Source organism: Actinoallomurus sp. CA-142502, from assembly GCF_050936355.1.
GTDB classification, from domain to species: Bacteria; Actinomycetota; Actinomycetes; order Streptosporangiales; family Streptosporangiaceae; genus Actinoallomurus; species Actinoallomurus iriomotensis.
Genome location: NZ_JBNJMY010000002.1, coordinates 22,321 through 40,891, shown reverse-complemented (window position 1 = coordinate 40,891; position 18,571 = coordinate 22,321). Strand labels below are relative to the sequence as shown.

Below are 18,571 nucleotides of genomic sequence, written 5' to 3'. Positions count from 1 at the left end.
TGGGACGGAGGTGACCGATGCCGATCGACTACACCACGCCGGCCGGACAGGTCCGCGTCCTGATCCCCGACACCGACGAGGACAACCAGCTCTTCGACGACCCGCAGATCGACGCCTTCCTGGCGATCGAGGGCGGGATCGTGAAGCGCGCGACCGCCGCGGCCCTCGAGGCGGCCGCGTCGAATACCGCGCTGGTCGCGAAGGTCATCACGACCCAGGACCTCGCCACGGACGGCGCCAAGGTCAGCGACGCCCTGTTGAAGCGCGCCGCCGAGTTGCGCCGCCAGGTCGACGAGGACGACCCCGACACCGCAGGCGGCCTCGACATCGTCGACTTCATCGACCCGTTCACCCGACCCCTGTGGGGGCACGAGCTGACCGAGCCGGAACGGTGGTGGTGATGCCTCTCCAGGGCAGAGGCTCCCGGGTCATCGACCCACGGTGGAGCAACGTCCACCGCCCCACCGCTACCGCGACCATGAACGCCGAGTGCGTCATCACCCACCAGACCGACGCGGGAACCACCGACGGCGACGGGAACTACACCCCCGGCAACCCGGCCACGTTGTACGCCGGGCCGTGCCGGGTGCTGTCCCTGTCCCAGGACGAGGCCGTCGACCTCATCGGCGAGGCGCAGGAGACCCACCACCGCTACCGGGTCTCCATCAGCTACGACGCCGTGGAGATCCCCATCAACGCCTCGGTGCACATCACCCTCGCCCCGGACGCCGGCCTCGTCGGCAAGGCGTTCCGCGTGATCTCGGTGGCGTACGGCTCCGAGCAGTGGCAGCGCGACCTCGTGTGTGACGAGCGGGAGGACTGAACCATGGCCACGGTGTGGATCGAGGGCGTCGAGCAGCTTAACGCCCTCGACGCGGACCTGACCCACGCCGGTTTGATCGTCGCTGCCAAGGGCTCGCGGGCTGTAAAGAAGGTCGGCAACGACATCGTCCACGACGGGCAGGCGTTCGTCCCCGTCGACACCGGCAACCTCAAGAACTCCATCAACGTGGACTTCGACGGCGACGGCATGGGGTTCGAGGCCGGGCCGACGGCAAACTACGGCGGGTTCGTCGAGTGGGGCACCAGCAAGATGGCGCCCCACGCGTATATGGGTCCCGCGTTCGACCGCAACGTCCCCGCGTTCGTCGCGGCCGTCGAGGAGCTCGGCGGGAGCATCCTGCCGTGAGCCTGCTGCCCGCCGCGCCGTCCCGGCCCCACACCGACGCCCTCGAAGCGGCCCTGACCGGCGTCGGCGTGCTCGTCGGCCGAGGCGGCCGGCCGGACGACGGCGGCTGGCAGGGCGAGCCCGGCCGCACCGCCTTCACCGCGTACGCCGTGCTCTACCCCGGCGCCGGAATCCCCGACGGCGACCTGGCCGACCCCAGCGAGTACCTGGACTACCGCTGCCAGGTCACCTGCGTCGCCGCCACCTCGGAGGGCGCCGAGGCCGTGGCGGACAAGGTCAAGACCCTCGTCGGCCGGCGCCTCACTGTGGCTGGCCGCTCGTCATATCCGGTCTGGCTGACATTGGACCGTCCGGCTTCCCGGGACGACAGCGTCGCGCCGCCGGTGCACTACCTCGTCCTGGAGCTCGCGTTCCGCACCGGGCCCGCCCCCGCCTGACCCCATCCCGCCGTATGCCCCGCCGCCGCGCGGGCCTGTCCGCATGCCCGAAAGAAGGAGCGCATGGGAACCACCGCCACGCCGAAGGCGATCACCGTCGACGGCGTCACCCCCACCTACAACACCGCGGCGTCGGGCGACAAGGTCGCCGCCGGCGGCCGCGGAGTGTTCGTCACCGTGAAGAACGGCGGCGCGGCTCCGGTCACGCTGACCGTCAACCCGCCCGGCAAGACGCAGTACGGCGTGGCGAACCCGGCGAAGACCTGGTCGATCGCCGCCGCCGGCGAGCAGGACATCCCGATGCTCGCGGCGTACGGGGACCCCTCCGACGGGGGCCGCATCGCTCTCGGCTGGTCGGCGACCGCCTCGGTGACGTGGGCGGCAAAGCAGATCGGGGTGGTCTGACATGGCCGTCGCCTTCATCACCTGCCGCCACGAGGTCACCGGCGCCACCGCGGACATCCCCGAGACCGCGCTGAAGCACCTGCCCGCGTACGTGCCCGTCGACGCCGACGAGCGGAAGCGCCTCGGCTACGACGACCCTCCCCCGGACGACACCGCGCCGCAGACCGACGCGGGCGGCGAGCCGGTCGGCCCCACGTCCGCCGGATCCGAACCGGGAGGCGACGGACCCGCCCCCGGCGAGGCCCGGGGCTCGAAGACCCGCAAGACCGCCGCCGGTGCGGCTCAGACCAAGGAGTAGCGCGCGATGACGAACACCGCGACGGATCTGCTGAACGACGGAATGATCAAGGTCACCTGGGTTCCAGGTGCCCTCGCCGACGTGTCCAACCCGACCCTCGCCGAACTCACGGCCCCGGGTGTGGTCGACCTGCAGTGGTTCGTGACCAAGGACGGCCTTGACCTGAAGCCGGACACCGCGGCGGTCGACAACACCGCGCTCGCCTCGACGGAGGAGACGCAGGACGTCGGGATGGATAGCCACGACAACTCCCTGACTTGCAAGCGCAAGGAAGATTCCACTCAGGACGTCGCGTACAACACCCTCACCCGGGGGGCGGTCGGCACGCTGGTCGTCCGCAGGAACCTGCCCGAGGCCACCGCGTACGCCGCAGGCCAGAACGTGGAGACCTACCCGAGCCGGTGCGGACTGCCCGCGCTCCAGCCGCCGGAGAAAAACGCTCCGCAGAAGTTCATGGTCAAGCTGTTCAACTACGCCTCGGGCGATCAGCGGGCGACGGTGGCCGCCTAATGGCCGACATCGAGGACATCCTCGGGTCCGCGGAGCTGCCGCAGAAGACCGTCGAGCTGTGCCTGAAGGGGAACCTTCAGGCCGATTTCGAGGTCCTCGAACGGCAGCTCCGCGAGGCCGAAGAGACCGACGACGATGCGCTCGCCGGCGGCGTGCGGGCGCGTGAGCTGGCCGAGCAGATCGAGGACGTGCGCCGGAAGATGGCCGAGCACGTCACCATGTTCCGGTTCACCGCCCTGGGCGCCAAGTCCTACTCCGACCTCCTCGCGAAGCACCCGCCGACCGAGGAGCAGAAGCAGGCCGGCGCAGGAGTGAACCTCGACACGTGGCCCGCCGCGTTGGTCGCTGCGTGCGCGCTGGACCCGAAGATGACGGTCGAGCAGGCCGAGCGGCTGCACGACAAGATCACCGACGGGCAGTGGGAAGAGCTGTACGACACGGCCCTGGCCTGTAACCGCAAGAAGGTGGACGTCCCTTTCTCGTTCGCCGCCTCCGCGATTCGGGCGAGCTCCGCGCCGAGGCCGTCACAGCCCGAGCCTGGGGCGTTTCCCGCCGCCGGTTCCTCGGGTGGGAGCCTCGCCGGGTAACCCGCTACACCTACGACGACGAGGGCCGCGTCGTCGAGGCGGTCACCGAGACCGAACCGGAATGGGACGAGCAGGAGCGGGCCTGGGCGCTCGCTCTGCAAGCCGTCGAGGCCGACACCTGCCGCGGGTGTGGTGAGCCGCTGTCGGAGTCCACACACCCCGAGGCGTACGAGGGCTACCGGGTCGACCCGCCGACCCGCTGCCACGCCTGCACCGCAGTCCAGCAAGCAGCCGCCGCGTACGACGACACGCGTGCCCTGTTCTTCGAGCCGCGACGCACGTGGTGATCCGGGAGGTGCGCGATGACTGACCGGACCGTGACCGTACGGATGCGGATGGACGTGGCGTCGGCGATCGCCTCCGCCCGCGCGTTCGGCACCGCGGTCAACGACACGGCCAAGCGGGCAGTGTCCGGTGTCGCGAAGATGTCCGCCGAGATCGAGGGTGCGACCGGCCGGCAGAAGGCCGCCTACGACGCCACCGGGCGTCGCGCGACGATCATGGCGGTCGGTCTGGTCGGCGCGTTCGGCCTGGCGGCGAAGTCTGCGATGGACTTCGACAAGGCCATGAGCTCGGTGAAGGCGAACACCGGGGCGACCGGGCAGGCCCTCGGGCAACTCCGCTCCGCCGCGCTGCAGGCCGGCCGAGACACCGCCTTCTCCGCAGTGCAGGCGGCCGAGGGTGAGGACGAGCTCGCCAAGGCGGGCGTCAGCGTCACCGACATCGTTCACGGTGGCCTGTCCGGCGCGCTGAACCTCGCGGCCGCCGGACAGATCAGCGTGGGCGAGGCCGCCGAGACGGCCGCGACGGCGATGACACAGTTCAAACTGAGCGGCCAGGCCGTGCCGCACGTCGCGGACCTCCTGGCGGCCGGCGCGGACAAGGCCCAAGGCAGCGTGCACGACATGGCCTTCGCGCTCAAGCAGGGCGGCCTCGTCGCCTCACAGTTCGGCATGAGCGTCGAGGACACGGTCGGCACGCTGACCGCTTTTGCCAGCGCGGGCCTGGTCGGCTCGGACGCCGGCACCAGTTTCAAGCAGATGTTGCTGTCGCTGGCGAACCCCTCGCAGCAGGCCGCCCGGACCATGCATGAGCTGGGCATCAACGCCTACGACACGCAGGGCAATTTCGTCGGTGTCGCCGCGCTGGCCGGGCAGCTCCACGACAAGCTCGGCGGCCTGACGCAGGCACAGCGGAACGCCGCGCTCGCCACGATCTTCGGTAGCGACGCGATCCGGGCCGCCTCGGTGCTGTACCAGCAGGGCCAGGGCGGGATCCAGAGCTGGATCGACAAGGTCAACGAGTCCGGGTTCGCGTCCAAGCAGGCGGCGACGCGGATGGACAACCTCGCCGGGGACCTGACGCACCTGAAAGCCGCACTGAACACCGCGCTGATCCAGTCCGGCAGCCAGGCGAACGGGGTGCTGCGCGACCTGGTCAAGACCGCAACCAGCGCCGTGAACGCGTTCTCGGCGCTACCCGGGCCCGTGCAGGGCACCCTCGTCGCGCTCGCTGGCGTCAGCGGCGCCGGGATCCTCGCGGCGAAGGGCATCTTGTCGATCGTCGGGACCGTACGGGACGCCAAGGAGGCGTGGAGCGGGTTCCGCACCGCCATGGCGTCCGGCGAGGGCGTCACCGGCAAACTCGGCGGCGCGGTGAAAGGCGCGGCTGGCGCGATCGTCGGACCTCTCGGCATTGCCCTGGCGGGCAGTGCCGCGCTGCTGGGCGTGTGGATCGCCCGGCAAGAGGCCGCCAAGGCCAAGTTGGCCTCCCTTACCGACGCGGTGCAGAAAGACGGCGCCGCGATCGGTACCAACACGCGCGCGTGGATGGTGCACGAGTTGCAGACCCGCAAGGTCAACGACTCGAACATGAGCGTCATCGAGATGGCCAAGAACTTGCACCTGAACCTGTCGCAGGTCACCGACGCGATGCTCGGGCAGGGCACCGCGAGCCAGCAGCTCCAGGCGCAGCTCCAAGGCGAGATCGACAAGCAGAAAGCGCTGTTCAACGCCGGGAAGATCGGTGCCGAGCAGTACAAGACGCGAGTCGGGGCCTACGAGGAGATGCAGGGAATCCTCAAGGGGGAGAACAGCGACCTGGCCAAAGCGACACAGACTGCGAAAGACAACGCCGCGGCCATGTCCCAGGGCACCACCGCGCAGGAGCAGGCGGCCGCCGCGGCGGTCGTGCACGCCTCGCAGGAGCAGAAGCTCGCCCAGGCGCTGACCGATGCCACCAAGACCGCCGACGACCTCAAGCAGGCACTCGACGAGCTGTCCGGCGCACACATGGGCGCTGACCAGGCGGCGATCGACCAGGCCAAGGCGGCACAGGCCGCGGTGAAGGCGATCGACAAGCGGCGGGGCGCATCGCTCGCCGAGAAGCAGGCCCTGCTCGACCTCGCGAGCGCGGACCAGAAGCAACTGGTCGCGATGAAGGCGAACGGCGCGAGCGGTGACGTGCTCACCAAGAAGATGGCGGCGCTCCGCGACGGGTTCGTCAAGGTCGCCGAGAAGATGCTGGGGTCGAAGAAAGCCGCCGAGGAACTCGCCGACCGGTACGGGCTGATCCCGACGCAGGTCAAGACGACCCTCACTGCGGACGACGCCGACTTCATGGCCAAGCTGCACGTCGCGCAGAACCTGAAGATCGATCCCAAGACCGGCCTGCTACTCGGCAACAATTCCGATTACTTTAACAAGTGGCTCAAGGCGAAAGGGCTGAAACTCGACCCGAAAACCGGCCGTTTCGTTGGTAACAATGCCGACTATTACAATAAGTGGCTGGCCGCGAATCACCTGAAGATCGACACGAAGACGGGGCGGATCACCGGGAACACGTCGGCGTTTTGGAGTGCGGTTAATGCTATTCCCCCGACTGTCGCCACCCGGAAGATCGGCCTCTATTACGTACCGCTGAACAGCGCGAACGAGCCAGGTACGACGCACCACGCCCAGGGCGGCATCGACCGGTACGCCGACGGTGGCGTGCGGCACGACCTGCCGCCGCACGTCGTCAACCGGCCGACCGTTCTGTACGGCGAGCCGGAGACCGGCGGCGAGGCGTACATCCCCCTGGGTGCGCGGAAGCGGGCCCGATCGACGATGCTGCTCTCCGACGTCGCGAGGATCTTCGGGTACGAGCTGGTCAAGCCAGCCACGGCCATGGCTGACGGCGGGATCATGGCGTTCGCCAACGGCGGCACCACGACCGACTTCAGCCTGTCCAGCATCTTGAGCGACTGGACGAACGCGGTGAAGCCGTCAACGAAGGCCCAGGTGGACGCCGCGCTGAAGGCGCGGCGTACGCAGCTCAACCAGCTCGCCAACGCCGAAGACGCCCTGGCCCGGGCGCGCCGGCGCGGGAACGCCCGAGACATCGCGGCCGCCGAGCGCCGCGTCGCGAACGAACGCAAGGACGTCGCCGCGGCGACCTCGAAATTGGCGGACGTGGAGGCCCGCTACAAATTCACCAAGCAGAAGCCGGCCACCCAACTCGGCAACGCGTTGGGCATGGACATCAAGGCCAAGGCCGCGTTCGTGAAGAACCTCACGACGCTCACGGATCGCGGGTTCGGCCCGTTGGCCCAGCAGCTCCTCGCGATGGGTGACAGCCAGGCAGAGAAGATCGCCGCCGACGCCGTCAAACTGTCCGATTCCAAGCTCAAGACCCTGAACTCCCAAGTCGGCCAGGCTCAGCAGCAGGCTCAGCAGCTCGCGAACCTGCCGTCGATCCTGACCGCCCGCGCCGCGATCAAGGCCGGGCAGGGCTCGTCGTGGGTGGGGCTGCTCACCGCGACCGGCCTGACTCCGGATGTGCTCGCGCTCGCCGTCAACTCGATGCTCACCGACCTCGGCAAGACCGCGGCCGGGCGGGCGCTGGTGGCCGACATGCACGCGCACGGGTACGCCCGCGGCGGCGAGATCACCGGCCGGCCCGGCGTCGACGCGAACCTCATCCGCGCCACCCGCGGGGAGTTCATGGTCCGCGACGGCCCGGCCCGGCGGTACCGGCCCTTCCTGAACGCCATGAACGACGGCACGTTCGACCAGTTCATCCGCCACCTGGTCTCCGGCGCGTCCGGCGGCCGCGCAGCGCCGGCCCCGGCGCCGGTCGTGGCCGGGCCGACGATCCACAACACGTTCCCGACGCAGGAGATGGACAAGGCCGAGCTCGCCCACACCGTCAACCGCGAAATCGCCTGGCAGCTCGGCTGAAAGGAGGTGCCCGGTGTCGATCCCCGCTGTAGAGCCTCCGGTCGCACCGGGCACTCCCACCAGCCTGCGGCCGGGCACGAAAACCTCGAGGCTCACCGGCGTCATCGACGACACGGGGCCGGGTGGGTCGGGGATCGTCATCCCCCTCAACGCCGTCGACGACGCGTATGTGGACTGGAGGATGCAGGATCTCGACGGCTGGGACTCGGCCGACCTGCAGGAGCAGGCCGAGGCCAAGGTCGGCGAAGACGGCTCCTGGGACGCGCAGAACTTCTACGCGGGCCGGATCGTCACGATCGAGGGCTTGCTCACCGCCCCGACCTATGAGCTGCGGGAGGCGGCCGAGTACCAGCTCCGCCAGGCCGTTCCTCCCCGCCGGCTCATACGGCTCCGGATTGACGAGGTCGTCCCGAAGTACGTGATGGGCCGGCGCAGTGGCCGGCTCATGGTCAAGCCGCTGGACGAGGTGCACTCCAAGTTCTCCGTGGCGATCCTCGCGCCCGACTTCCGTAAGTACGGGCTGAATGCCGTGGCCGAGGACCTGGCCGTCGTCCAGCCCGCGCTCGGCCTCGCCCCGCCGTGGACGCCGCCGATCACACTGCCGCCCCGGTCCGGCGGCACCGACACCGTCACCGTCACCAACGTCGGCCAGATCGCCACGCAGCCGCTCGTGCGCCTCAACGGGCCCGGCGCCGGCCTCGCCATCACCAATGCGGCCACGGGCCTCACGCTGGCCTATGACCTCACACTCGGCGCGACTGACTATCTCCTCGTCGACTGCCATGCCGGCGTCGCCCTCCTCAACGGCGTCGCGCCCAGGTCGCCTGCGGTCGGCAGCGCGGTGACGAGCCGCTGGGTGATCGCTCCCGGCGACAACACCCTTCACCTGCGCGGTACAGCCACCGATCCGGCCATGCTCGCGACCGCATCAGTCCAATTCAGCCCCGCCTGGGAGTAGGAGACACGATGGCAAACTCTGTCGCGGCGCTCGCCCCGGCGTGGATGGACGGCGTCCAGGTCAACGCGGCGCAGATGCGCCGGGAGATCCTCGGCGGCCTGTACGACCGCGCGGGCATCGTCCGCGGGCTCACCGTCTCCGCGCTGCCCACGCCGGCGATGAAGCTCCGCCTGCCGGCCGGCCTCTGCGTCGTCGACGACGGGCAGAGCGGCTACTACCCGCTCGCGAACTCCACGCAGGTCGACCTCGACATCGCCCCATCGAGCGCGACGCAGCCGCGTATTGACAGCCTGATCGCGCAGGTCCTCGACAACGGCGACGCCACCTCGACCTACCTGTACCGGATCCTCACCGGCACGCCGGCCAGCGTGCCGTCGCCGCCCGCGCTGCCGCCGGCCGACGCGCCGGGCGCGTACACGCTGCGGGTCGCGAACGCGTACGTGCAGGCCGCCGCCGAGACCAACGGCTTCATCCGGGCGCAGGACGTCACGATCGTCGCCCCGTCGGCTATGCAGTCCCTGCGGCCCAGGAAGTCTGACTTCGTCTCTCCGCCCGGGTGGGGCAGCACGAGCACGTGGGTGGACTTCACCAGCGCGCAGTGGCCCCCCATCACCATGGCGGTTCCCGCCTCCGGCGCCATCAAGTTCACGATCAGCGGCGGGAACATGTCCAACACCAACACCGACGTCTCCAGCATCCGGATCTCCTACCGGGTGTCCGGCGCGAACACGATCAGCGTCGACCCGCTCGACTCCAAGGCAGTGCTCGCATGCGGTAACGCCTCCCACTCCGGCTCGCGGACGACCTACATCGACGGCCTCACCCCGGGCGGCGCGATCACCATCACGCCGATGTGGCGGATCTCCTCCGGCAGCTCAAGCACGGTCACGTTCTCCGCCGGGCAGCTCCTCGCCGAGCCGGTCGCCTGATGGCGGTCCTGGACGCCGCCCCGGTCTCCGAGCCAGGCGAGTGGCGGTACGCCCTGCACGACCTGGCCACCGGCGAGCAGATCGCCGAGCACGTACCTTTCGACGTTCAGCCGTTCGACCGCTCGCTACCCGAGGCAGGAACGCTGACGGCCACGCTGCCGGTCGACGACCCGCTCGTGCAGAAGATGGACCCTTGGGGGCGGGCGCAGCCGCGTCGTACGACGCTCGTGCCCTGCCGCGACGACCAGGCGATGGGCGAGTACCTCATCTGGAACCGACCCGACTACAAGGCCAGCGCCAAGGTCATGACCGTCTCCTGCATGGAGGTCCGGAGCTACTTCGACAAGCACCGGGTGCTCCGCCCGACGGACGGGTACGGCTCCCGCAAGACCCTCGAGTTCACGCAGACCGACGCGTTCGACGTCTTCAGGGCCTTGTTGAGCGACGCCCAAGCCGTGATGTTCGAGGACATGCCGGTCGGCGACATCGGCGTGATCGCCGACCCCACCGTCATGTCCGGGCAGCTCATCGACCGCCGCGACACCGAAGACGACGCCGGCGCGTACCACGGGTACACCTTCGACTACTACGGCAAGCTCTTCGACGACCTTGCCAGCTCGGTGGGGTTCGAGTGGCGCGTCGACTCGTTCTTCGACCAGGACAACCGGCTGCGGCGCCGCCTGGTCCTCGGCTACCCCCACGTCGGCCGGCCGTTCGACGCTGACTCCCTGACGCTGGAGTACCCCGGCACGATCGCCGACTACGTCTACCCCGAGGACGGCGAGAACAGCCCGAACTATCTCGCGGCGCTCGGCGCCGGCGAGGAAGAAGCGATGGTCTGGGCGGAGGCCGTCAACGCGGCCGAACTCCGGGGCGGCTACCCGCTCTTGGAGACCACCGCGAGCTACAAGAACGACTCAGTGCAGAGCATCGCCGCGCAGCACGCCGCCGCTGAGCTGGCGCGCACCCAAGGCGACATCACCGTCCCGAGCTTCAACCTGATCGGCGTGCCGAACGTCGCGCCGGGCGACTACGTCCGCGCCCGGATCAGCGACGAGGCGCGATTCCCCGGCTCGACGGTGACGCCGAAGGAAATCTCCGCGCGCGTCATCTCTCTCAGAATCACGCCCGGTCCGAAGGAACGAACGACGTTGGTGATCGAGGACCCCCGGGACACGGGAGCGGCCGCATGACGCAGAACATGCCCCGCGACGAACGCACGCTGGCTCGCGAACTCGCCGACATCAAACGGCGGCTCCGCGCTCTGGAGACCGCACCGCGCGCCGCCAAGACCAGCTTCTCCAGCGGGCAACTGGTCGTCGGCGATCCCGCGTCGCCGTCGCGGATCGAGATCAGCGCCGGCGAGTCGCACATCAGGTTCAACAACGCGGAAGGCCCACCCACGACCCTCGCCGCGCACGGGACGGGCGGTGCAATCCTCGACAGCACCAGCGACGCCGGCACCATCTTCCCGTTCGGGACGCGCGCGCTGATCTGGGACGGCCCATATTTCACGAACCTCCAGGTCAGCCGAGTCGACGGCGATAGCGCCACCGTTCAGGCCGAGGTCTACGCCGATGTCCAAGACTCCGGCGGCGGAAACTCCCGTGCCACCGTCAGCCTGTCCGCGCGGGGCGTCGGCGACTCCAACGGCAGCATCGTCGACATCTCTGCCGACGGCGGGCTGCTCCTCTACACCAACTCGCGCACGACCGACCCGCCCGCCCCGCCGGCTGATTGCGTCGTGCTCTACGTCAAGGGCAACCGGCTCTACTACCGCGACGCCACCGGCACCGTACACGGTCCGCTCTGAGGAGGAGGAACAGGTGACCACGACCGTCCGGCAGGGCGCCACCGCCACGCTGCTCAACCAGATCTTCGAGTACCCAGGCGGCCCGCCGGCGGACCTCGACGACGTCACCATCGCGATCGCCTCGGCCGACGGCACCACGACGGTGCTGGGCGCGACGTCCAGCGGGATCGTCCACCCCGACACCGGCGTGTGGACCTACGACTGGGATGTCCCCGTCGACCAGACGCCGGGCGGCTACCTCGTCACCTGGTCCGGCACCTCCGGCGGCACGCCGGTCGTCACCACCGAACTCGTCATCGTGGCCGCGATCCCGAACTACGACGCCCAGCTCGCCTCCGCGCGCCGCTACGACCGTGTCCCGTACCAGGCCGCCGATGCCCAGGGACGTCCGATCCCGGGCGCGCACGGCACCCTGTGGGACGGCGTACTCGGCGGGAACGGAGCCAACCAGGTCATCAACATCACCACCCTGGACGGCACACCGATCCCCGGAGGCGTCCTCGTCGCCGACGCCCGCGGCTACTACCCGGGCTTCCTCGACCTGAACAAGACGCCGAACCTGTACATCATCGGCAGCGACACCGGAGTGATCGAGGGCGTCGACCCGGTACTGATCGAGCCCAGCGACACCGACGACCGGGTCATCGCCATCGAGGGCTACATCACTGGACCGGGTGGGATGTCCGACCGCCTGGACGTCATCGAGTCCAGCCGCGGTCAGGCACTCGGCCTCGCCACCCTCGGCTCCGACGGCCGAGTCCTGCCCTCCCAACTGCCCGCGCAGATCGCGGGCGCGAACGGCTACGCCGTCACCGACTACGGTGCCCTCGGCGACGGCGTCAACGACGACAGCAACGCCATCCAGGCCGTCCTCGACCTGGTCGCCTCCACCGCGCCGGGCGGCCGCGTCATCGTCCCGCCCGGCACGTACCTTCTCGAGGAGGAGCTGGAGATCAAGTCGTCGGTCCACCTCGACCTGATGCCCGGCGCGACGCTCAAGCGCGGGGCGGCGTCGATGCAGTACATGATCAAGAACTTCGCCAGCGACTACGCGCCCACGGCGTACGGCGGCCGCAGCGGCATCCGGATCTCCGGCGGGGTCTGGGACGCGGCCGGCGACGTGCTCACAGGCAGCGTGACGGCGATCATCTTTGCGCACGCGAAGGGCATCCGGGTCGATGGCGTTACGGTCCGGAACGTGCGCGATTGGCACGGCGTGGAGATCAACTCCAGCCAGGACGCGATCGTCCGGGACTGCGTGTTCGAGGGGTTCAACCCCGTCGCCAGCAACCGGCAGATCTCCGAGGCCGTCCAGATCGACCTGGCACTCAACTCCGGTGTGCTGCCGGGGATCGGCTCCGGCGCCTACGACAGCACCCCGTGCGACGGGGTGCTGGTCACCGGCTGCACCGCGCGGGCGTATGGGTCGCTCGGCTCGTACGGTCGGCTCGTCGGCAGCCACTCCTACGCCGACACGGTCTTCCACAAGAAGATCCGCGTCATCGGCAACCACGGCCAAGCTCTCAACGACTACCTGGTCAGGGCTTACAACTGGCTCGACGTCGTCGTCCAGGGCAACACGTGCGTCGACAGCAACGGCGGCGTCCGCTTCGAGGTCCCGTCCGGCGCGACGGTCGGCGGCGAGTCCATCAACGTAGTCGGCAACACCTTCCGCAACATGGGCGTGCAGAACAACGGCGCGGCCATCGTGTCTGGCGTGATCAGCGTCCTCGGCCTCACCACCCCCTCCAGTGTCCCGGCCCGCGAGGCGACGATCGCGGCGAACATCATCAAGACCTGGGCCACGGCCGCCGCCGTCGAGGTCGTGAACACCGCCGACGCCGTCATCGACGGCAACACGGTCAAGACCGGATCCGCGACGGGATGCAAGGCCATCGACCTCGTCTCCAGCGCCAACGCGGTCGTGTCCGACAACAAGCTCGACACCGCGGCGTACGGGATCCACGTCCGCGAGGCCAACTCCGTCAGCGGGGCCGGCGGCGTCGTGCAGGGCAACAACCTGGTGAGCTGCTCGACCACCGGTGCGCAGATCGACTCCGCGGCGACGTCTCTGGTCGCTAACCGCTTCCGGAACTGCGGGAACGTATCCAAAGCATCCGCAGAGATCAACGCCAGCCAGTGCCTGTTCAACAGCAACTACGTCTGGAAAGGCAATGGCGGCACCGGCCTGATCGCCCTGGTCATCACGGCAAGCAGCACGGATGCGTTCGCCGCAGCGAACTACTTCCGCGGCTGGGGGACAACGCAGGTTGCGAACGTCACCGACAACGGCACCACGTCGACGGTCAGTAGCACTGAGAAGTTCATCGCTACCGCCTGACTCCGCCCGCCTGACCGACAACAACCAGGGGGTCTGAGTGAGCGATGAGCCCAGCAACGGCGAACTCAAGCGGCTCCTCGAACGCGACCACGCCGAGACCTCATCCGCGATCGCGAAGCTGGAGACCCAGCTCGGCGTAGCACTCCAGCAACTGTCCATGCAGTTCAAGGACTACGTGCTGAAAGAGGTCTGGCAGACCGAGCGTGATGCCCTCCGGGAGCAACTCGGCGAGGTCAAAGAGGAGGTCACGACCGCGCGCCGGCGCGCGGCGAACGCGGTCTGGGCGGCGGCCGGCACGCTCGTGACCAGCCTCATTCTCATCGCCTTCAAAGGAGGCCATTGATGCAGGCCAAACACGCCGCCGAGCGTGTGAGCTACGCGGCGGGCGCGGCCGGTGTCGTGCTGCTCGCGAGCTTCCTCAGCTCGACAGCGGCCGGATGGCGGCAGGGCCGCGAGGCGGCCCAGGCACGACCGACCGCAACAGCCACCGTGACCGCCCGGCCGCCGGCCGCCGACCGCCGGTCTCCGAGCCCGCGCCCATCGGACGCCGAACCGAGCGCTGGCCGCACGCTCCTCGCGGCGAGCGAGCGGGCAGGGCACTCCGGAGCGGCGGGCGCGAAGAGCGGCTCGGGCGGGAGCTCCGGCGCCAGCTCGAGCGGTGGCGGCCAGACAGCTCGCCCGTCACCGACAGCTGAGCCCACGTCCGGCGGCTCGCCCGCGGGCGGCCTGAACCTGTCCGCGCGGCTGCCGCTGGGGGTCCTGCCGGACGTCGGCGTGGACGTGACCGTAGGAGGTCGGAAGTGACCAACTGGACCGAGCAGGAGATCGAGGCGCACGCCAACGAGCTGCCGTCCTACGTGCCGCCGCTCCCGGGCATCTCGGAGATCTCCCAAGATCCGCGCCTGTTCGACGAGCAGCCTGCCGCTGGCCGGTACGGCGCGAAGGCGAAGGCGGCGATCGTGTCGGGCACCGCCGCGGCGATGGTCGCCGCGATGGTGGCGTTCTTGGGGATGGGCGAGCGTCCGGCCAACCACAACGCAGTCACCGTCGAGTACAACGCCAAGATCGCGCGTATCGGCGACGGGCCGTGGTGCGACATGGGCGTCAGCGTCGCGGCGATCCACTCCGGCAACATCGACGCCGTCTGCGGCGGCCTCGGCCGCGGGTTCGCCTTCACCCCGGCACACGCCGCCGACTTCAAGCACCGCGGCCTGTGGGACTACGGCGCCGACGACCTTCAGCCGGGCGACGTCGTCTTCTTCTCCTGGTCGCGCGGCAAGAGCATCGACGACATTGAACACGTCGGCATCGTTGAGCACGTCTACGCGGACGGCAGCTTCACCACGATCGAGTGCAACATCGGCGACAAGTGCCGCCGTGAGCACCGCGACGCGACGTACGTCGTGGGCCGCGGCCGCCCGCCGTACGCGGGCGCCGACGACGTGGCCATGGTGGTGAGCCTCGGTGTCGGCTGAGGGGATCGACTACGCCTGGGGCCGCCCCTCGCTCGCCGCACTCCTCGCGGCCGGCAAGACGTTCGTCTGCCGGTACCTGTCCCACAGCCCGTCCAAGAACCTCACGGCGGCCGAGGCCCGCGGGCTGTCCGAGGCCGGCGTCTGGATCGTTGCGGTCTGGGAGACCACCGCCAAGCGCGCACTGGACGGCAAGGCGGCCGGTACCACGGACGCCCGAGACGCGCTGTCCCAGGCACAAGTGTGCGGGATGCCCGACGGCCGCCCGATCTACTTCGCGGTCGACTGGGACGCCACGGTGAGCCAGCAGTCCGCGATCAACGCCTACCTCGACGGTGCCGCGTCCGTGCTCGGCCGGGACCGGGTCGGGATCTACGGCGGGTACGGGCCCGTCTCCCGGGCGCTCGCCGTCGGCAAGGCCCGCTGGGCGTGGCAGACCTACGCCTGGTCCGGCGGCCGTTGGGCGGCCGGGGTGCACCTGCAGCAGTACAGCAACGGCCACACGCTCGGCGGCGTCGGCTGTGACTACAACCGAGCAATGACCAGCGATTACGGACAGTGGCGCGTCGGCGTCAGCCCAGAAGGAGAGGACGACATGGCACAGGTGAGCTCCCTCGGCGTCGACGGCGCCCAGGTCATCAAGGCTGGCAAGACCGCCGACGCGAAGTGGACGGAGGAGTACACCGACAAGCACGGCCTGCACGGCGACGGCGGCACCTCCGTGGCCATCGCCAAGGAGAGCCTGTGGGCGGTCCTGGACGCCGAGTTCACGTTCGCGGGCCTCGCCCAGGGCGACGCGGTCGAGGTCGCGTGGGTGCGGGTCAAGGACGACGGGACGTTCATCGACAACGGATGGGGCCCCTTCACCTACATCGCCGACGCCCAGGGCGTCGTGCACGGGGAGATCGGCGGCCAGTTCGGCCTGAACGACTCGAACCGGCTGCGGCTGCGGATCCACAACACCAGCGAGAAGGACCTCACGGTCGTCGCCGCCGGAGCCGACGGCAAGCCGGTCACGATGGCCAAGGCCAGCCTCTTCCGGTACTGAGCTACGCGAAGGCCGCTGGGTCCCCGCCTGACCTTCACCTCTTCGCCCAACCTCTTCAACTCTCGGCCCCGCCATCGTGCGGGGCTTCGTCATGCCAGGAGGCATGAGTGGTCCACGTCCAGCGATTCCCTTACCACCCGCTGCTCGGCCGGCACATGCTCCTCGACGACCGGTCGCTGCCGTACGCGATCGAGCGGCAGGAGACCCCGCCGACCATCAAGCCGGTCGACCACCCGATCTCGATCCCGATCCTCGACCAGTCCAACCTGCTCGCCCAGGGCATCCACGTCTCCCAGCTCGTGCCCGGCGCGACCGACGTCGATGGGCTCGGCTCGTGCACCTGCAACGCGGGCACCTACTCCCTCTCGACCTCCCCGGCGCTGTCCGAGCGCGTACGTGCGGCAGGCGAGGTCCTGGACGAGCGGTTCGCGATCCGGTTGTACCCCAAGGTCACGCGCGCGGACGAGTACCCCGACGTGGCGTTTCCACCGACCGACTGCGGCAGCAGCGGCCTCGGTGTCTGCAAGGTTCTCAAGGCCCGCGGCCTGATCGGCTCCTACACCTGGGCGACCACGCTGGAAGGCGTCGCGGCGCTCCTCCAACGCGGCAGCATCATGTTCGGCGCGCCCTGGTACGAAGCGTGGTTCGAGCCGGGCCCGGACGGATTCGTCGACGAAGGCGGTTGGGAGTCCTCCGAGGTCGCCGGCGGCCACGAGTTCTGTGTGGTCGCGCTGGAGACCTGGGACGAGCGGGCGCCGGAGAACTCGGTGATTCGCTTCCCGAACTCGTGGAACCGCTCGTGGGGCGACAACGGCTACGGCCGGATGCGCCTGGCCACGTACGCGCGGCTCCGTGCGCAGATCGATGTGAAGCAGATCCGCGTCTGACCTGCGCGATTGCGTGGGGACTTGTAGTTTTCCGACCTCGCCTGAGGAGGCTACCCATGCTCGACTCGATCACCCGTACCGTCGTGCCGCTCATCGTCGGGCACCTGCTCGCCTGGGCTGCGATGATCGGCCTCAACCTGCCCGGCGGTGCGGTCACCGAGATCGTCGCCGTCATTCTCACGACCGCTTACTACGCCCTCGCCCGCTGGGTCGAACAGCGCTGGCCGGGCCTCGGCCGGGTGCTGCTGTCCGCCGGCCTGGCGCGTCGGCAAGCGCCGCTCTACCTGCCGCCCGGTGCGACGATCGTCATCCAGGGCCGCGTCGAGGAGACGACCGGGGAGCACTGGCCGAGGCCCGGCGAGCGGTAGGCTGGCCGCAGACTTTGATCACCCGGATCGAGAGCGCCTTCGGCGCTGGAGCCTTCGGGCTCCTGGGAGCACTCACCAGAGAGCCGCCGTCCTCCTCGGGAGGGCGGCGGCTTTCGGCATGCGGAGACCCTGGGCTTCTGAGGGCACCCGGCGATGTTCGAGGTTCGGCCCGGAGCCGCGACAGCGTTCCGGCTCGCGCCGTCACTCCGTCCCTGTAGCTTGTAGCGCTGTCACGTTGTCTGAGGATGTCGATACCCGGCGTACTTCCTCGGGCATGAGCCAGTGCGTGCTGGCCAGGAGAAGCCACTCACGCGGCGTCCCGGAGACCTTGGATGTAGCGCATCCGCCGACAGTCGTCAGGAAGTATGCCGCTTCTGTCTTTTGCTCAGCTGATAGCTTCTCCCACTCTTCGGACCACCTATCCGGGTCGGTCGTTTTACTGCCATTGTCGACGACCGTGTTGATCATGCGGAGTGCTGTCTTCACGCCGACGAACTCGTCCCAGGCGTCGGCTTCCTCACCAGTGAGTGTCAGTGTCCGCTCGGGTGCGTCGGCCTCGTCTGCCTCGGCGGCGGCTTCGCAGCACGACGCCTCGTTTTTCTTCGCCATGTCGCGTGACCGTAGGACGGCTGACGCTGGTGCGGCGTCGAGACGCGCTGGGGCTTGGCGCAAGGATGGGTCACCGCGACCAGTCCTTGGCGCTCGGATTCGCGCGTACTCGCCGGGCGAGTAGCCGTGCTGCGCTTCAGCCGAGCGGCACGGGTCGGAAGCTCGTTCGGTTCGCCGCGTAGATGAACGGCCCGTCCTCGTCCAGACGTGCTTCGATGTTCCGCCACTGGCACATGAGGATCTCCAGCTGGGCGAAGGTGCTGATCGCATCCACCCCACCAAACGCGATCATCCGGGCCCCGTGCTCGCGAACGGCCTGGATCTCCCGTCTTCGGATCTGGATCTTGCTGTCGCGGGTGATGATCAACCACCCACGATGGGTCACCTCGGGGATCCACACCTCGTCGGGGGTCTTCGGTGTCGTAATCGGACACGCAGGGCGTTTTCGTTTGTGTACAGGCCCACCCGGGTCTCCGGGGTAGGTCACATCAGGGCGCAGC

General features: G+C 69.2%; 23 protein-coding genes. 20 read left to right on the top strand and 3 right to left on the bottom strand.

What is annotated here, in order from left to right; genetic code table 11:
• Positions 1–17 precede the first annotated feature (17 nt).
• The 8 genes from ACQEV1_RS52635 (at position 18) to ACQEV1_RS52600 (ending at position 3,426) form a co-directional block, all read left to right on the top strand.
• Entirely contained in the window at positions 18–401 is a 384-nt protein-coding gene (locus ACQEV1_RS52635) for a hypothetical protein (RefSeq protein ID WP_433406274.1), read from the top strand.
• Positions 401–823 (top strand): DUF6093 family protein, encoded by a 423-nt coding sequence (locus ACQEV1_RS52630; protein ID WP_433406271.1) that lies wholly within the window; start codon positions 401–403, stop codon positions 821–823. The genes ACQEV1_RS52635 and ACQEV1_RS52630 overlap by 1 nt, the downstream gene beginning before the upstream one ends.
• A gap of 3 nt (positions 824–826) precedes the next feature.
• On the top strand, positions 827–1,189 hold the full coding sequence (locus ACQEV1_RS52625; RefSeq protein ID WP_433406269.1) for an HK97-gp10 family putative phage morphogenesis protein: 363 nt from the start codon (positions 827–829) through the stop codon (positions 1,187–1,189).
• The gene (locus tag ACQEV1_RS52620) at positions 1,186–1,626 is read left to right on the top strand and encodes a hypothetical protein (RefSeq protein WP_433406267.1); all 441 of its coding nucleotides are present in this window, start codon (positions 1,186–1,188) and stop codon (positions 1,624–1,626) included. The genes ACQEV1_RS52625 and ACQEV1_RS52620 overlap by 4 nt, the downstream gene beginning before the upstream one ends.
• 63 nt (positions 1,627–1,689) lie before the next feature.
• Positions 1,690–2,031: a hypothetical protein gene (locus tag ACQEV1_RS52615; RefSeq protein WP_433406264.1), complete on the top strand. Its 342-nt coding sequence runs from the start codon at positions 1,690–1,692 to the stop codon at positions 2,029–2,031.
• A 1-nt stretch (position 2,032) separates the two neighbouring features.
• Positions 2,033–2,329, top strand: a complete 297-nt coding sequence (locus ACQEV1_RS52610; RefSeq protein ID WP_433406262.1) for a hypothetical protein — start codon at positions 2,033–2,035, stop codon at positions 2,327–2,329.
• A gap of 6 nt (positions 2,330–2,335) precedes the next feature.
• Positions 2,336–2,839 carry a hypothetical protein gene (locus tag ACQEV1_RS52605; protein WP_433406260.1) on the top strand — a complete coding sequence of 168 codons (504 nt, stop codon included), beginning with the start codon at positions 2,336–2,338 and terminating at the stop codon, positions 2,837–2,839.
• Entirely contained in the window at positions 2,839–3,426 is a 588-nt protein-coding gene (locus ACQEV1_RS52600) for a hypothetical protein (protein ID WP_433406258.1), read from the top strand. The genes ACQEV1_RS52605 and ACQEV1_RS52600 overlap by 1 nt, the downstream gene beginning before the upstream one ends.
• A gap of 175 nt (positions 3,427–3,601) precedes the next feature.
• Here ACQEV1_RS52600 and ACQEV1_RS52595 read toward each other — a convergent pair whose 3' ends face one another.
• On the bottom strand, positions 3,602–3,826 hold the full coding sequence (locus tag ACQEV1_RS52595; protein ID WP_433406296.1) for a hypothetical protein: 225 nt from the start codon (positions 3,824–3,826) through the stop codon (positions 3,602–3,604).
• Here ACQEV1_RS52595 and ACQEV1_RS52590 point away from each other — a divergent pair.
• The 12 genes from ACQEV1_RS52590 to ACQEV1_RS52535 all read left to right on the top strand — a co-directional run bounded on the left by ACQEV1_RS52590 (position 3,729) and on the right by ACQEV1_RS52535 (position 17,462).
• Positions 3,729–7,646, top strand: a complete 3,918-nt coding sequence (locus ACQEV1_RS52590; RefSeq protein ID WP_433406256.1) for a phage tail tape measure protein — start codon at positions 3,729–3,731, stop codon at positions 7,644–7,646. The genes ACQEV1_RS52595 and ACQEV1_RS52590 overlap by 98 nt on opposite strands.
• A 13-nt stretch (positions 7,647–7,659) precedes the next feature.
• Entirely contained in the window at positions 7,660–8,604 is a 945-nt protein-coding gene (locus ACQEV1_RS52585) for a hypothetical protein (protein WP_433405817.1), read from the top strand.
• Positions 8,605–8,612: 8 nt separating this feature from the next.
• Positions 8,613–9,533 (top strand): hypothetical protein, encoded by a 921-nt coding sequence (locus ACQEV1_RS52580; RefSeq protein WP_433405815.1) that lies wholly within the window; start codon positions 8,613–8,615, stop codon positions 9,531–9,533.
• Positions 9,533–10,726, top strand: a complete 1,194-nt coding sequence (locus ACQEV1_RS52575) for a hypothetical protein (RefSeq protein WP_433405813.1) — start codon at positions 9,533–9,535, stop codon at positions 10,724–10,726. Before ACQEV1_RS52580 ends, ACQEV1_RS52575 begins: the two co-directional genes overlap by 1 nt.
• Positions 10,723–11,346 carry a hypothetical protein gene (locus tag ACQEV1_RS52570; RefSeq protein WP_433405811.1) on the top strand — a complete coding sequence of 208 codons (624 nt, stop codon included), beginning with the start codon at positions 10,723–10,725 and terminating at the stop codon, positions 11,344–11,346. The genes ACQEV1_RS52575 and ACQEV1_RS52570 overlap by 4 nt, the downstream gene beginning before the upstream one ends.
• Before the next feature lie 13 nt (positions 11,347–11,359).
• Positions 11,360–13,687, top strand: coding sequence for a glycosyl hydrolase family 28-related protein (locus tag ACQEV1_RS52565; protein ID WP_433405809.1), 2,328 nt, complete (start codon positions 11,360–11,362; stop codon positions 13,685–13,687).
• 37 nt (positions 13,688–13,724) lie between these two features.
• Positions 13,725–14,030 (top strand): hypothetical protein, encoded by a 306-nt coding sequence (locus tag ACQEV1_RS52560; protein WP_433405807.1) that lies wholly within the window; start codon positions 13,725–13,727, stop codon positions 14,028–14,030.
• Positions 14,030–14,491 carry a hypothetical protein gene (locus tag ACQEV1_RS52555; RefSeq protein WP_433405805.1) on the top strand — a complete coding sequence of 154 codons (462 nt, stop codon included), beginning with the start codon at positions 14,030–14,032 and terminating at the stop codon, positions 14,489–14,491. Before ACQEV1_RS52560 ends, ACQEV1_RS52555 begins: the two co-directional genes overlap by 1 nt.
• Positions 14,488–15,162 carry a CHAP domain-containing protein gene (locus tag ACQEV1_RS52550; protein WP_433405803.1) on the top strand — a complete coding sequence of 225 codons (675 nt, stop codon included), beginning with the start codon at positions 14,488–14,490 and terminating at the stop codon, positions 15,160–15,162. Before ACQEV1_RS52555 ends, ACQEV1_RS52550 begins: the two co-directional genes overlap by 4 nt.
• Positions 15,152–16,207: a DUF1906 domain-containing protein gene (locus ACQEV1_RS52545; RefSeq protein WP_433405801.1), complete on the top strand. Its 1,056-nt coding sequence runs from the start codon at positions 15,152–15,154 to the stop codon at positions 16,205–16,207. Before ACQEV1_RS52550 ends, ACQEV1_RS52545 begins: the two co-directional genes overlap by 11 nt.
• A gap of 107 nt (positions 16,208–16,314) precedes the next feature.
• Entirely contained in the window at positions 16,315–17,094 is a 780-nt protein-coding gene (locus ACQEV1_RS52540; RefSeq protein WP_433405799.1) for a hypothetical protein, read from the top strand.
• 56 nt (positions 17,095–17,150) lie between these two features.
• Positions 17,151–17,462 carry a hypothetical protein gene (locus ACQEV1_RS52535; protein ID WP_433405797.1) on the top strand — a complete coding sequence of 104 codons (312 nt, stop codon included), beginning with the start codon at positions 17,151–17,153 and terminating at the stop codon, positions 17,460–17,462.
• Positions 17,463–17,663: 201 nt separating this feature from the next.
• Here the strand turns inward: ACQEV1_RS52535 and ACQEV1_RS52530 are convergent, their stop codons facing one another.
• Both ACQEV1_RS52530 and ACQEV1_RS52525 read right to left on the bottom strand, forming a co-directional pair.
• Positions 17,664–18,071, bottom strand: a complete 408-nt coding sequence (locus tag ACQEV1_RS52530) for a hypothetical protein (RefSeq protein ID WP_433405795.1) — start codon at positions 18,069–18,071, stop codon at positions 17,664–17,666.
• A 136-nt stretch (positions 18,072–18,207) separates the two neighbouring features.
• Positions 18,208–18,558, bottom strand: a complete 351-nt coding sequence (locus ACQEV1_RS52525; protein ID WP_433406171.1) for a hypothetical protein — start codon at positions 18,556–18,558, stop codon at positions 18,208–18,210.
• Positions 18,559–18,571: the final 13 nt, after the last annotated feature.

What these genes read in the sequence shown, in the direction of transcription:
- ACQEV1_RS52615 (WP_433406264.1), top strand. Translation starts at nt 1,690, where the DNA reads ATGGGAACCACCGCCACGCCGAAGGCGATCACCGTCGACGGCGTCACC.
- ACQEV1_RS52580 (WP_433405815.1), top strand. Translation starts at nt 8,613, where the DNA reads ATGGCAAACTCTGTCGCGGCGCTCGCCCCGGCGTGGATGGACGGCGTC.
- ACQEV1_RS52630 (WP_433406271.1), top strand. Translation starts at nt 401, where the DNA reads ATGCCTCTCCAGGGCAGAGGCTCCCGGGTCATCGACCCACGGTGGAGC.
- ACQEV1_RS52610 (WP_433406262.1), top strand. Translation starts at nt 2,033, where the DNA reads ATGGCCGTCGCCTTCATCACCTGCCGCCACGAGGTCACCGGCGCCACC.
- ACQEV1_RS52625 (WP_433406269.1), top strand. Translation starts at nt 827, where the DNA reads ATGGCCACGGTGTGGATCGAGGGCGTCGAGCAGCTTAACGCCCTCGAC.
- ACQEV1_RS52600 (WP_433406258.1), top strand. Translation starts at nt 2,839, where the DNA reads ATGGCCGACATCGAGGACATCCTCGGGTCCGCGGAGCTGCCGCAGAAG.
- ACQEV1_RS52605 (WP_433406260.1), top strand. Translation starts at nt 2,336, where the DNA reads ATGACGAACACCGCGACGGATCTGCTGAACGACGGAATGATCAAGGTC.
- ACQEV1_RS52590 (WP_433406256.1), top strand. Translation starts at nt 3,729, where the DNA reads ATGACTGACCGGACCGTGACCGTACGGATGCGGATGGACGTGGCGTCG.
- ACQEV1_RS52530 (WP_433405795.1), bottom strand. Translation starts at nt 18,071, where the DNA reads ATGGCGAAGAAAAACGAGGCGTCGTGCTGCGAAGCCGCCGCCGAGGCA.
- ACQEV1_RS52575 (WP_433405813.1), top strand. Translation starts at nt 9,533, where the DNA reads ATGGCGGTCCTGGACGCCGCCCCGGTCTCCGAGCCAGGCGAGTGGCGG.
- ACQEV1_RS52535 (WP_433405797.1), top strand. Translation starts at nt 17,151, where the DNA reads ATGCTCGACTCGATCACCCGTACCGTCGTGCCGCTCATCGTCGGGCAC.
- ACQEV1_RS52570 (WP_433405811.1), top strand. Translation starts at nt 10,723, where the DNA reads ATGACGCAGAACATGCCCCGCGACGAACGCACGCTGGCTCGCGAACTC.
- ACQEV1_RS52635 (WP_433406274.1), top strand. Translation starts at nt 18, where the DNA reads ATGCCGATCGACTACACCACGCCGGCCGGACAGGTCCGCGTCCTGATC.
- ACQEV1_RS52555 (WP_433405805.1), top strand. Translation starts at nt 14,030, where the DNA reads ATGCAGGCCAAACACGCCGCCGAGCGTGTGAGCTACGCGGCGGGCGCG.